Source organism: Erwinia sp. E_sp_B01_1, assembly GCF_036865545.1.
In the GTDB taxonomy this organism is placed as follows: domain Bacteria; phylum Pseudomonadota; class Gammaproteobacteria; order Enterobacterales; family Enterobacteriaceae; genus Erwinia.
On the sequence record NZ_CP142208.1, the window covers coordinates 3,497,342 to 3,509,215 of the forward strand.

General features: G+C 54.4%; 11 protein-coding genes. 2 read left to right on the forward strand and 9 right to left on the reverse strand.

What is annotated here, in order from left to right; all coding sequences use genetic code 11:
• The first annotated feature begins 167 nt into the window (after positions 1-167).
• Together ptsI and crr are read left to right on the forward strand one after the other, a co-directional pair.
• The gene (gene ptsI, locus VRC33_RS16410; protein WP_338557377.1) at positions 168-1,895 is read left to right on the forward strand and encodes a phosphoenolpyruvate-protein phosphotransferase PtsI; all 1,728 of its coding nucleotides are present in this window, start codon (positions 168-170) and stop codon (positions 1,893-1,895) included.
• A 45-nt stretch (positions 1,896-1,940) separates the two neighbouring features.
• Positions 1,941-2,444 (forward strand): PTS glucose transporter subunit IIA, encoded by a 504-nt coding sequence (crr, locus tag VRC33_RS16415; RefSeq protein ID WP_338557378.1) that lies wholly within the window; start codon positions 1,941-1,943, stop codon positions 2,442-2,444.
• Between the two features lie 71 nt (positions 2,445-2,515).
• Here crr and VRC33_RS16420 read toward each other — a convergent pair whose 3' ends face one another.
• The 9 genes from VRC33_RS16420 to xylR form a co-directional block, all read right to left on the reverse strand.
• Positions 2,516-3,211 carry a GntR family transcriptional regulator gene (locus VRC33_RS16420; protein WP_338557379.1) on the reverse strand — a complete coding sequence of 232 codons (696 nt, stop codon included), beginning with the start codon at positions 3,209-3,211 and terminating at the stop codon, positions 2,516-2,518.
• Positions 3,212-3,274: 63 nt separating this feature from the next.
• Positions 3,275-4,621, reverse strand: coding sequence for an ATP-binding protein (locus tag VRC33_RS16425; RefSeq protein WP_338557380.1), 1,347 nt, complete (start codon positions 4,619-4,621; stop codon positions 3,275-3,277).
• A complete protein-coding gene (locus VRC33_RS16430) occupies positions 4,618-5,298 on the reverse strand; it encodes a response regulator transcription factor (RefSeq protein WP_338557381.1) in 681 nt (226 codons plus the stop codon). The genes VRC33_RS16425 and VRC33_RS16430 overlap by 4 nt, the downstream gene beginning before the upstream one ends.
• Positions 5,299-5,480: 182 nt before the next feature.
• Positions 5,481-6,359, reverse strand: coding sequence for a cysteine synthase CysM (gene cysM / locus VRC33_RS16435; protein ID WP_338557383.1), 879 nt, complete (start codon positions 6,357-6,359; stop codon positions 5,481-5,483).
• Between the two features lie 79 nt (positions 6,360-6,438).
• Positions 6,439-7,527 carry a sulfate/thiosulfate ABC transporter ATP-binding protein CysA gene (gene cysA, locus VRC33_RS16440; protein ID WP_338557384.1) on the reverse strand — a complete coding sequence of 363 codons (1,089 nt, stop codon included), beginning with the start codon at positions 7,525-7,527 and terminating at the stop codon, positions 6,439-6,441.
• Positions 7,517-8,392, reverse strand: a complete 876-nt coding sequence (gene cysW / locus VRC33_RS16445; protein ID WP_338557385.1) for a sulfate/thiosulfate ABC transporter permease CysW — start codon at positions 8,390-8,392, stop codon at positions 7,517-7,519. Before cysW ends, cysA begins: the two co-directional genes overlap by 11 nt.
• Positions 8,392-9,225: a sulfate/thiosulfate ABC transporter permease CysT gene (gene cysT, locus VRC33_RS16450; protein ID WP_338557387.1), complete on the reverse strand. Its 834-nt coding sequence runs from the start codon at positions 9,223-9,225 to the stop codon at positions 8,392-8,394. The genes cysW and cysT overlap by 1 nt, the downstream gene beginning before the upstream one ends.
• Entirely contained in the window at positions 9,225-10,241 is a 1,017-nt protein-coding gene (locus VRC33_RS16455; RefSeq protein ID WP_338557388.1) for a sulfate ABC transporter substrate-binding protein, read from the reverse strand. The genes cysT and VRC33_RS16455 overlap by 1 nt, the downstream gene beginning before the upstream one ends.
• 326 nt (positions 10,242-10,567) lie before the next feature.
• The gene (gene xylR, locus VRC33_RS16460) at positions 10,568-11,746 is read right to left on the reverse strand and encodes a D-xylose utilization transcriptional activator XylR (RefSeq protein WP_338557389.1); all 1,179 of its coding nucleotides are present in this window, start codon (positions 11,744-11,746) and stop codon (positions 10,568-10,570) included.
• Between the last annotated feature and the right edge of the window lie 128 nt (positions 11,747-11,874).

The window sequence follows — 11,874 nt, forward strand, 5'->3', positions numbered from 1 at the left end:
ATCGCGGACAGCATGTCCGCGTTGTTGCTTTCGTAAAGTCCCCCCAGTCCAACGAGGGGCCCCAGCGTACTTCCGCTGTTGTCCAATGCTGGCTCGCTGAGGAGGTTAATCCACAGTTACCGGATTAACCCTCCCGGGTGATAACTAGATATTAAAAAGGTAGGGTTATGATTTCAGGTATTTTAGCATCACCGGGTATCGCTTTTGGCAAAGCGCTTCTGCTGAAAGAAGATGAGATAGTCATCAACCGGAAAAAAATCGCTGCCGACCAGGTTGAGCAGGAAGTTCAGCGTTTTCTTGATGGTCGCACCAAGGCAGCCACTCAGCTGGAAGCGATCAAAATCAAAGCCGGTGAGACATTCGGTGAAGAGAAAGAAGCGATCTTCGAAGGCCACATTATGTTGCTGGAAGATGAAGAGCTGGAGCAGGAAATCATAGCCCTGATTAAAGACGATCTGGCTTCTGCTGATGCAGCTGCATTCTCGGTGATTGAGGGCCAGGCTAAAGCGTTAGAAGAGCTGGATGACGAGTACCTGAAAGAGCGTGCGGCTGACGTGCGCGACATTGGTAAACGTCTGCTGCAGAATATTCTGGGTCTGCATATTGTTGATCTCAGCGCTATCGCTGATGAAGTGCTGCTGGTCGCCAAAGATCTGACCCCGTCAGAAACGGCACAGCTGAACCTCAACAAAGTGCTGGGCTTTATTACCGATCTGGGTGGACGCACATCCCACACCTCGATCATGGCGCGCTCTCTGGAGCTGCCAGCCATCGTCGGAACCGGCAACGTGACCACGCTGGTGAAAAATGATGATTATCTGATTCTGGACGGCGTGAACAACCAGATCTACGTGAACCCGACGGCAGAACAGATTGAAGAGCTTAAGGCGATTCACAATCAGTATGTCACCGAAAAGAACGATCTGGCCAAGCTGAAAGACCTGCCTGCCATCACTCTTGATGGTCATCAGGTTGAAGTCTGTGCCAACATCGGTACGGTGCGTGACGTGGCTGGTGCAGAGCGTAATGGTGCTGAAGGCGTTGGTCTGTACCGCACCGAGTTCCTGTTTATGGACCGTGACTCTCTGCCAAGCGAAGAAGAGCAATTCCAGGCTTATAAAGCCGTGGCTGAAGCAGTAGGCGCACAGGCGGTGATCGTGCGGACCATGGACATCGGCGGCGATAAAGACCTGCCGTACATGAATCTGCCTAAAGAAGACAACCCATTCCTGGGCTGGCGCGCGATCCGTATCGCGATGGACCGTCCTGAAATTCTGCATGCCCAGCTACGCGCCATCCTGCGCGCCTCGGCGTTCGGTAAGCTGCGCATCATGTTCCCGATGATCATCTCAGTAGAAGAAGTCCGGACGCTGAATGCCGAACTGGACAAGCTGAAAGCGCAGCTGCGTGAAGAAGGCAAAGCCTTTGATGAGACTATTGAGACCGGCATTATGGTGGAAACACCAGCTTCAGCCGCAATTGCTCACCATCTGGCTAAAGAAGTCGATTTCTTCAGTATCGGCACCAATGACCTTACGCAGTACACGTTAGCGGTGGACCGTGGTAACGATCTGATTTCTCATCTCTACAATCCGATGACCCCTTCCGTACTGACGCTTATTAAGCAAGTTATTGATGCGTCTCATGCTGAAGGCAAATGGACCGGGATGTGTGGTGAGCTGGCTGGCGATGAACGTGCTACACTGTTGTTACTGGGAATGGGGCTGGATGAATTCAGCATGAGTGCCATTTCTATCCCGCGCATCAAAAAAATTATTCGTAATACGAATTTTGAAGATGCGAAGGCATTAGCAGAGCAGGCTCTGGCTCAACCGACAGCGGACGAGTTGATGAACCTGGTCAACAAGTTCATTGAAGAAAAAACACTCTGCTGAGAGACCTTGAGACGCTGGCCAAATATTACTGCTTAGGAGAAGATCATGGGTTTGTTTTCAAAACTTTTTGGCGATAAGTCAGATACCGCATCTGGAGCCATTGAGATCGTAGCACCCTTGTCAGGTGAAATCGTCAATATCGAAGACGTGCCGGACGTGGTGTTTGCGGAGAAAATTGTTGGCGACGGTATCGCTATCAAACCTACTGGCAATAAAATGGTAGCGCCGGTTGATGGCACCATCGGTAAGATTTTCGAAACCAATCATGCATTTTCCATTGAGTCGGACAACGGCATCGAGCTGTTCGTCCACTTCGGAATTGATACGGTCGAACTGAAAGGTGAAGGCTTCAAGCGCATCGCTGAAGAAGGCCAGAAAGTGAAGAAAGGCGACGTCGTTATTGAGTTCGACCTGCCACTGCTGGAAGAAAAAGCGAAATCCACGCTGACGCCGGTCGTCATCTCCAACATGGATGAGATCAAGGAGCTGGTTAAGCTGACGGGTTCTGTAGTTGTGGGTGAAACACCTGTAATTCGTATCCGTAAATAACCGGCCATTGCGTCTGTAATAAAGCCCCCTGAGCTGTTCAGGGGGCTTTTTTTATGCCTGATGAAAGATGACTATGAGGAAAGAATCAACGCCTGACGAAGGCTGAGGGTGTCGGCCGGGGCCTCATTAAGATCTAACTGCTGCTCAAGTTCGTCCAGGTGCCCGGCCATGATCGTCTGAGCACGGTTCACATCACCCTGTTTCAACGCAGAAACAATAGCCGAATGCTCATTGCACTGGCAGGAGGGGACGTCGTTACGCTGGTAGAGTGCCACTATCAGTGAACTGCGCACCATCAGGTTGGCGAGGATTTCACTCAGCACGATGTTGTCGCTGATTTTGCCCAACAGCAGATGAAACTCGCTCAGCTCGCGGATAATCTCACGACGATCGTCATCACTGGCGGCAGTTTGTTCAGCCTGCTGCTGCGCTTCAAGTTCGGCCCGATGGGCGGCCATCTTCTCTGGCGTGATGCAGGCAATAATGGCGCTTTCGATGGCACGGCGGGCGGTAAAAATTTCGCGGGCTTCGCGGGCTTCCGGCTGCGCCACCATGGCACCCCGGTTAGGCTCGATAGTCACAATGTGCTGGAGCGCCATCCGTTGTAAAGCAGACTGCACGTGATTACGGTTAGCCTCCAGCACATCAACAATTTGCGCCTCCACCAGCCGCATTCCCGGCTTTAACCGGTGCTGGGCGATGGCAACAGACAGCGCGTCAACGATACGCTGAACTTCCTGTTGCTTGCTGGTCGCAACTTTACTCATCCCTTACCTCATAACGTGATCGCTAACGATTCTGGTCGACAATCATAGCACCCTGCGGCGTACTTAAACTACCCAGTGTGGCAGGCGAAGCGTCAGTTCCAGCCCGCCGTTTTTGCCATTCACAGCACTCACTTCACCCTGATGAGCAATCAGCACTTTGCGGACGATGGATAACCCCAGTCCGTAGCCCTTACCCGACAGCGGTGAATTGACCCGGACAAAGGGATCAAAGATGCTGGAAAGCTTACTGGCGTCCACACCAGGCCCCTGATCGGCCACGCTGAGGGTCAGCCAATCCTGCTCCTGCCGCAGATTTATAGTGACCCGCTGCCCCTGCAATGAGAAGCGCAGTGCATTACGGATCACATTTTCCACCGCCGAGCGGATCAGCTTGGCATCCCCTTTCACCGTATAATCCCCGGCCTTGTCAGCAAACAGCAGGATCTCCACGCCTGGGATTTGCGCTTCATAGCGCGCATCGTTAGCTACAGCTTCCAACAGGCCCAGCAGATCGAAATACTGTTCGTCCTGCAAGCTCTCCTTCTCAGCGCGGGAGAGTGTCAACAGTTCACCAATCATCTTGTCCAGACGTCGCGCTTCTTCATCAATGCGATCCAGCGACTGCCCGACGGATTCTGGCGTCTGACGAGCCAGCCCGGTTGCCAGTTGCAGCCTGGCGAGAGGAGAACGCAGTTCATGCGAGACATCATGCAGCAACTCTTCTCGCGCCTTAACCAGCACAGACAGGCGTTCGACCATGGCATCAAAATCCTTTGCCACCACGGAGAGTTCATCGTGCCGGCGGCGCATCACAGGATAAAGCCGCACTGAGAGGTCGCCTTTCGAGACGCGGGTAAAGCCGGCACGAAGCTGGCGCATCGGGCGCGTCAGATTCCAGGCAAGCAGCAGACTGAAAAGCAAACCGCCACCGCCAGCCATAAAGAGCATGGGTTCCGGCACGTTCAGGAAGCTGCGGGGATGGCCCATTCTGCTGTCTTCACGCAGCCCCTGCACATCATAACGGAGCTGATACTGCTTGCCGTCTGCGCCGGTAACCCACTCAATCACTTCTTTCGGGAACTCACCGGGGCGCAGGTCACGACTTAAATCGCCACGAGGGATCTCCTGAGGAGGTTTTTGCATCATCTGTACAGAGAAGAAGCGCCGGTCGCTGTCTGACCAGTCAGCCATCATATCGTTGAGGGCGTCCAGCCCTCCACGTTGCAGCACCGATACGGCGGAGGTCATTTGCAGATTAACGATACGCCGCGCTGCCAGGTTTTCCGGTGGTTCGTGATGTTTGCCGTAAAGAGAAAAGCTCAGCCAGAGCAGCTGGCTCATAAACAGAAAGGTAAGCCAGAAACCCAGTAAAATCTTCCAGAACAACAGCCCACGAAACCCGGCTTTCATCGGATTCGGTAGCCTATGCTGCGCACGGTTTCGATATTGATCGTCTCGTTGGTTAAGGCCGCAAGCTTTTGCCGGATATTACTGATATGCACATCCACGCTGCGATCGTAAGCTTCACGAGGACGCCCCAACCCTTTTTCTGACAGTTCATCTTTGGAAACGACGCGTTCGGGCGAGCGTAACAGCAGATCGAGAAGATTGAATTCTGAAGCGGTTAAATCAAACGCCTCTTTTTTCCATTCGCTGACGCGCGTGGCCGGGTTAAGCGTCAGTTCACCCCAGGTCGCCAGCTCTTTGCTCTCGATGACTACAGGTTGCTCTTCCACACGCCGCAGCACGGCACGCAGCCTGGCGACCAGCTCACGCGGGTAGCAGGGCTTGGGCACATAGTCATCCGCGCCCATCTCCAGCCCGATCACCCGATCGATGTTATCGCCTTTGGCCGTGAGCATAATTACCGGTAAACGGCTGTTCTGCCGCACCTGGCGGAGCACATCAATGCCGCTCATATCGGGCAGCATAATATCCAGAATCATCGCGTTGTAGTCGCCGGACAGGGCGCCTTCGACCCCAGCCTTGCCGGTAAGAACCAGCGAGGCATCAAATCCTTCCGCTATCAGATACTGACTGAGCATGGTGCCCAGTTCGAGGTCATCGTCGACCAGTAAAATTTTCATGCTGCGTCTCTCAAAGAATCAGCCGCTATTTTCACCTGTTGGCAAAACAATAGCAGCAGGTTTTACCCAATCCTTACAGTGTATCAGCTTAAAAATAGCGCGGAGGAAATGGCGGGAAAGATAAGCTCTTGAAAGCGAGGGCCGAAAAGAATCGGCCCGATGGAAGCGGCGTGCAGGCCAGATTAATAAACCCCGGTGGATAAATAGCGATCGCCACGGTCGCAGATGATAGCCACAACGATGCTGCCTGGCTGTTCCTCTGCAATTCGCAGCGCACCGGCAACCGCACCACCAGAACTGACGCCGCAAAAGATCCCTTCACGTCTCGCCAGCAAGCGCATGGTTTGTTCAGCTTCCTGCTGCGACATGTCCATTACCCTGTCCACCAGTTCGGGCTGATAAATGCCCGGCATATAGGCCTCAGGCCAGCGGCGGATACCCGGGATACTGCTGCCTTCCGCCGGTTGCAGGCCGACAATCTCAACCTGCCTGTTCTGCTCTTTCAAAAAGCGCCCTACCCCGGTAATGGTGCCGGTGGTCCCCATGCTGGAGACGAAATGTGTCAGTCGTCCGGCAGACTGCTGCCAGATTTCCGGCCCGGTAGTGGTGTAATGGCCCAGCGGATTGTCGGGATTGTTGAACTGGTCCAGCACTTTCCCTTCGCCCCTGGCTTCCATCTCTTTCGCCAGATCGCGTGCGCCTTCCATTCCCAGTTCGCGGCTGATGAGAATTAACTCTGCACCATAGGCCTGCATTGCCGCCTGGCGTTCAACGCTCATGTTTTCCGGCATCAGCAGTTTCAGCGCATAGCCTTTCATCGCGGCGATCATCGCCAGCGCAATACCGGTGTTGCCGCTGGTCGCCTCTATCAGCACGTCGCCGGGAACAATGTCACCCCGCTGTTCAGCCCGTTGGATCATGGAGTAAGCCGCACGATCCTTTACCGAGCCAGCCGGATTGTTTCCTTCCAGCTTCAGCCAGATTTCGCTGCCATTATCTGGCGTCAGCCGCTGTAACTTAATCAGCGGCGTATTACCGATGGTATTTTCTAAAGTAGTCACTGTGCGAGTCCCGGGAGGAAGCCAGAAAAGCAGGCAAAAAAAGGGTCAGGCTGACCTGACCCTGCTTCAGAAGAAAATATCAGGCGCTTTGGGCAAAGGCAACCTGCCGCAGCGGCGTGTCCCCTTTATAGAGGCGGGCCTGCTGCAGGCCAACAAACAGGGATTCACCGCGAACCGGAGCAACCTGGTCTCCTTCAACCACCAGGGTGATCGGGTCGTGGCTCCAGCCTGCTGGCTGAGCAACCAGCTGCCAGTAGTGCCCACGAGGGCTGACTTCCACAACCTGAACCGGCAGCGGTGTTGCCAGGCTGCTCTGGCGGCTGACGTCGATTTCCCATGGACGCAGGAAAAGCTCAACGGCACCCTGATGCGCCGGGGTATATCCCAGCGGCCAGTGGTGCGCGCCCACGTGGAACTGTGAACCGTGGACTTCAGCATCAAAACGGTTCACTTCGCCAAGAAACTCCAGCACGAAGCGCGTAGCCGGATCGCGCCAGACTTCATCCGGCGTGCCTACCTGTTCAATATTCCCCTGGCTCATCACCACCACGCTGTCCGCCACTTCCATGGCTTCTTCCTGATCGTGCGTCACGAAAACGCTGGTGAATTTCAGCTCTTCATGCAGCTGACGCAGCCAGCGGCGCAACTCTTTACGTACCTGGGCATCCAGCGCGCCAAAAGGCTCATCCAGCAGCAGGATTTGCGGCTCAACCGCCAGCGCACGGGCCAGCGCCACACGCTGTTTCTGACCGCCGGACAACTGGGCGGGGAAACGCGCGGCAAGGTGGCTCAGCTGCACCATCTCCAGCAGTTTGGTGACCTTTTGTTTGATAGCCGCAGCAGAAGGACGTTCACGGCGTGGCAGCACGGTCAGACCAAAAGCGATGTTATCGAACACCGTCATATGACGGAACAGCGCGTAGTGCTGGAACACAAAACCAACCTGGCGATCGCGGGCATGCAACTGCGTCACATCTTTGCCGTGGAAGCTCAGGTTCCCGCTGCTCTGGCTTTCCAGCCCGGCAATAATACGCAGAAGCGTGGTTTTTCCCGAGCCGGAAGGCCCAAGCAGCGCCACCATCTGTCCGGAAGGGATATCCAGTGAAATATCGTTCAGGACCTTAGTCCGGCCGAAAGATTTGTTGATGCTGCTGATATCAATGCTCATGGTTCCCCTCCTGTTGCAAACGCTTCTGCTGGTGCTCTAACCGCCACTGCAGCGCGCTTTTCAGAAACAGCGTGACTATTGCCATCAGGGTCAGCAGGCCGGCTGCGGTAAACGCGCCGACGGTGTTGTAATCCTGATGCAGTAATTCGACTTGTAATGGCAGCGTGTAGGTCTCGCCGCGAATCGATCCCGATACCACCGAGACCGCACCAAACTCGCCAATGGCACGGGCGTTGGTCAGCACCAGCCCGTACAACAGCGCCCAGCGGATATTTGGCAGGGTGACACGCCAGAACATTTTCCAGCCTGAGGCACCCAGCAGCACCGCTGCTTCATCTTCATTGCTGCCCTGGCTCAGCATCACCGGCACCAGCTCGCGCACCACAAACGGACAGGTAACGAAGATGGTGACCATCGCCATGCCTGGCCAGGAGAACATCAGCTGGATGTTATGCGCATCCAGCCAGCCGCCTGCCGGGCCATTCACGCCCCAGAACAGCAGATACATCAGCCCTGCCACCACCGGCGACACGGCAAAAGGAATATCGAACAGGGTCAGCAGCAGCTGACGGCCCGGGAACTCAAAACGCGTCACCAGCCAGGCCAGCAGCGTACCGAACACCAGGTTCACCGGCACGGTAATCAACGCCATCAGCACCGTCAGCCATATGGAGTGGAGCATATCGCCATCTTTCAGGTTGCTGAACATCGCCACAACACCGTTCTCTAAAGCGCTGGCGAAAATGGCGATCATTGGCACCACCAGCAGCCCGATGGAGATCGCTATCCCCAGGGCAATCAGCACCCATTTTCCCCAGTTGACGCGGCTGCGTCCGACACCGTTCAAAGTGGTTACATCAGCCATTAGTGACCTCCAATACGACGGCCAAAGCGGCTCTGTAGGGTGTTAATCGCAAACAGTAACAGCAGGGAAGCCGCTAAAATCACCGAGGCGATGGCACTGGCGGCGGGATAATCAAACTCCTGCAATTTCACAAAAATCATCAGCGAGGTCACTTCCGTTTTCCAGGCGATATTACCGGCAATGAAAATTACCGCGCCAAACTCGCCCAGACTACGGGTAAACGACAGTGCCGTGCCTGCCAGCAGAGCCGGAGCCACCTCTGGCAGCACCACGCGACGGAAACTCTGCCACGGGCTGGCCCCCAGGGTTTTAGCCGCTTCTTCATATTCCGGCCCCAGCTCTTCAAGGACCGGCTGCACGGTGCGCACTACAAACGGAATGCTGGTAAACGCCATGGCAACAGCAATGCCGAGCCAGGTGTAAGACACTTTGATATCAAACTGCGCCAGCCACTGACCATACCAGCCGTTGACTGAGAACAGACCAGCCAGCGTCAGGCCCGCTACGGCGGTCGGCAAAGCAAACGGCAGATCCATCAGTCCGTCTAACAGGGTGCGTCCGGGGAAACGGTAACGGGTCAGGATCCACGCCATCAGCATGCCAAAAACGGCATTAAACAGAGAGGCCACACCGGCTGAAATCAGCGTCACTTTATAGGCTGCCATCACCTGAGGGTTAGTCACCACTTCCCAGTACTGGCCCAGCGTCATCTGCGAGAGTTGCATCAGCAACGCACTGATCGGCAACAACAGGATCAGGCAGGTGAAAAACAGGCTGCTACCAAGACTGATACCAAAGCCGGGGAGCACGCGCTTACTTTTAGTGGCAAACATTACTGATGTCCTGCTGCTAACAATTTATCCAGCTCGCCACCGCTGGCAAACTGGGTTTTCATCACCTGCTCCCAGCCGCCAAAGGCATCTTCAACCCGGAACAGCTCGGTGGAAGGGAAACGGTCTTTCTGCTGCACCATCAGCTCAGGATTGTTCACCCGGTAGTAATACTGAGTAATAATTTTCTGCGCCTGTGGCGTATAGAGGTAATTCAGATAGGCTTTAGCCGCTTTTTCGGTGTCATTGGCCTGCACACTTTTGTCCACCCAGGTCACCGGAAATTCAGCCAGAATATTGGTTTTTGGCACCACAACTTCGTAGCCGTCTTTAGGGTACTGATTACGGATGTTATTCACTTCAGATTCAAAGCTGATCAGCACGTCGCCCAGCCCACGCTCCACAAACGTGGTGGTGGCACCCCGCCCGCCGGTATCAAATACTTCGACGTTTTTCAGGAACTGAGTCATAAACTTTTCGGTTTTAGCCCGATCCTTGCCGTCCGCTTTATCCGCAGCGCCCCAGGCAGCCAGGTAGGTATAACGGCCATTGCCAGAGGTTTTCGGGTTAGGGAACACCAGCTTCACATCACTTCTGACCAGATCGCTCCAGTCGTGAATGTTCTTTGGATTACCCTTACGCACCAGGAAGCCCATAGTGGAATAGAATGGCGAGCTGTTATTGGGCAGTCGTTTTTGCCAGTCAGCCGGGATCAGATTGCCGCGATCGTGCAGAATCTGCACGTCAGTCACCTGGTTATAAGTCACCACATCGGCTTTCAGACCCTGCAAGATGGCCAGCGCCTGCTTTGAAGAACCGGCATGCGACTGCTTAATGGTCAGCTTGTCGCCGTTGTTCTGCTCTGCCCACTGTTTCTCAAAAGGCGGATTCAGGGCGACAAACAGCTCGCGAGACACGTCGTAGGAGCTGTTCAGTAGCCCGGTAGCCTGGGCTGACCCGGCTACCAGCAACGAGAAAGCGGCACCGCTGATTATTTTTTTTACTGTCGGTAACGTCATTTTGCACCCTGGATACAGCCCGGCTCGCGCCCTGAATTGTTCCCAGTTTATTTATAACCACACTAAAAGCAGTAACGGTTTTATATACCGTTTGGTGCTTTGGAAGTTTAAAACGCTATAAGCGAATGGAATTGTTTATGCAGAAGGTGGGAAAGAGGACAGGCTGAGGTAGCCGCCCCAGATAAAAACAGTACCACACTGTTGTCAGGGCTCGGTAAATCAGGCCCGGATACGTATCTTTCAGGGATAAGGGTCTGCCCGCTGGCAGGAACAGCGGGCACTCTTTAGCATCCCAACGCCATTAAATCGGCTGGCCCGATGAAGCGTCAGTAAAGCGCTTCACCATACTTCTCCCGGTGCTCTTTAGGCGTCATATCGTAGTCTTTGCGAAACACCGAATAGAAATATTGGATCGAAGGATAGCCACACATCTGCGAAATTTCATTGACCGACAAAGAGCTGGAAATCAGTAAATTGCTGGCTCTCTCCAGCTTCTCGCTGTGAATTGCGTTATGGATGGTCTGCCCGGTTTCATCTTTAAAGCGCTTCTCAAGATTTGAACGTGACATCCCCACCGCCTCGAGAACCTGCTCGACCTTGATGCCGCGACAGGCATGATGCCGGATGTAATGCATAGCCTGAATCACTGAAGGATCACGCAGTGAACGAAAATCTGTTGAGCGCCGGGCCACCACTTTCACCGGTGGCACCAGGATACGTTGCAGAGGCATAACCCGCTGATCCAGCACCTGATGCAGTAATTTTGCTGCACGGTATCCCATTTGCCGGGTGCCCTGTGCCACGGAAGATAGGGCTACCCGTGATAAGTAGCGCGTTAACTCTTCATTATCAATGCCAATGATGCTGAGCTTATCCGGCACCGCAATGTCCAGATGCTCACAGACCTGCAAAAGATGGCGGGCGCGGGCGTCGGTGACGGCGATAATCCCGGTCTGATGCGGCAGCGTCTGCACCCAGTCTGCCAGACGGTTCTGCGCGTACTGCCAGTTTTCCGGCGCCGTCTCCAGCCCCTGATAGACCACGCCCTGATACTGCTCTGCCGACACCAGTTGCCGGAAAGCCTGTTCACGCTCCTGCGCCCAGCGTTTTCCTCCTTCCGGTGGCAGACCATAAAAGGCAAAGCGGTTCAGCCCTTTTTCCTTGAGGTGCAAAAAGGCCGCTTCAACCAGCGCATGGTTATCGGTGGCAATGTAATGCACCCCAGGATAATCATGACTGTTGAGGTAAGAGCCGCCGACGCCCACTATCGGCACCGTGACGTGACTCAGTGATTGTTCAATTTCACCGTCATCGAAATCAGCAATAACGCCGTCGCCCAGTGAATTTTTAATGTTATCAATCCGGCAGCGGAAATCGTCCTCAATAAAAATATCCCAGTCACACTGCGAGGCCTGGAGGTATTCCCCCACCCCTTCCACCACCTGACGGTCATAAACTTTGTTGGCATTGAACAACAACGTGATGCGGTAACGTTTGCCGGACATAGAGGATCCCCTGAAATGACACTGCTCTCCTGATAGCACAGCCGTCAGGAGAGCAGGAAAAATAGAGCTGATTCTGTGATATGGCGCTTAACCTGCTGAGATACCGGGCCTGCTTCGTGTGTTACGCC

Bases quoted from the DNA above. Each gene is read 5' to 3' on its own strand.
- ptsI (WP_338557377.1), top strand. From the start codon at position 168: ATGATTTCAGGTATTTTAGCATCACCGGGTATCGCTTTTGGCAAAGCG.
- crr (WP_338557378.1), top strand. From the start codon at position 1,941: ATGGGTTTGTTTTCAAAACTTTTTGGCGATAAGTCAGATACCGCATCT.
- VRC33_RS16420 (WP_338557379.1), bottom strand. From the start codon at position 3,211: ATGAGTAAAGTTGCGACCAGCAAGCAACAGGAAGTTCAGCGTATCGTT.
- VRC33_RS16425 (WP_338557380.1), bottom strand. From the start codon at position 4,621: ATGAAAGCCGGGTTTCGTGGGCTGTTGTTCTGGAAGATTTTACTGGGT.
- VRC33_RS16430 (WP_338557381.1), bottom strand. From the start codon at position 5,298: ATGAAAATTTTACTGGTCGACGATGACCTCGAACTGGGCACCATGCTC.
- cysA (WP_338557384.1), bottom strand. From the start codon at position 7,527: ATGAGCATTGATATCAGCAGCATCAACAAATCTTTCGGCCGGACTAAG.
- cysW (WP_338557385.1), bottom strand. From the start codon at position 8,392: ATGGCTGATGTAACCACTTTGAACGGTGTCGGACGCAGCCGCGTCAAC.
- cysT (WP_338557387.1), bottom strand. From the start codon at position 9,225: ATGTTTGCCACTAAAAGTAAGCGCGTGCTCCCCGGCTTTGGTATCAGT.
- VRC33_RS16455 (WP_338557388.1), bottom strand. From the start codon at position 10,241: ATGACGTTACCGACAGTAAAAAAAATAATCAGCGGTGCCGCTTTCTCG.
- xylR (WP_338557389.1), bottom strand. From the start codon at position 11,746: ATGTCCGGCAAACGTTACCGCATCACGTTGTTGTTCAATGCCAACAAA.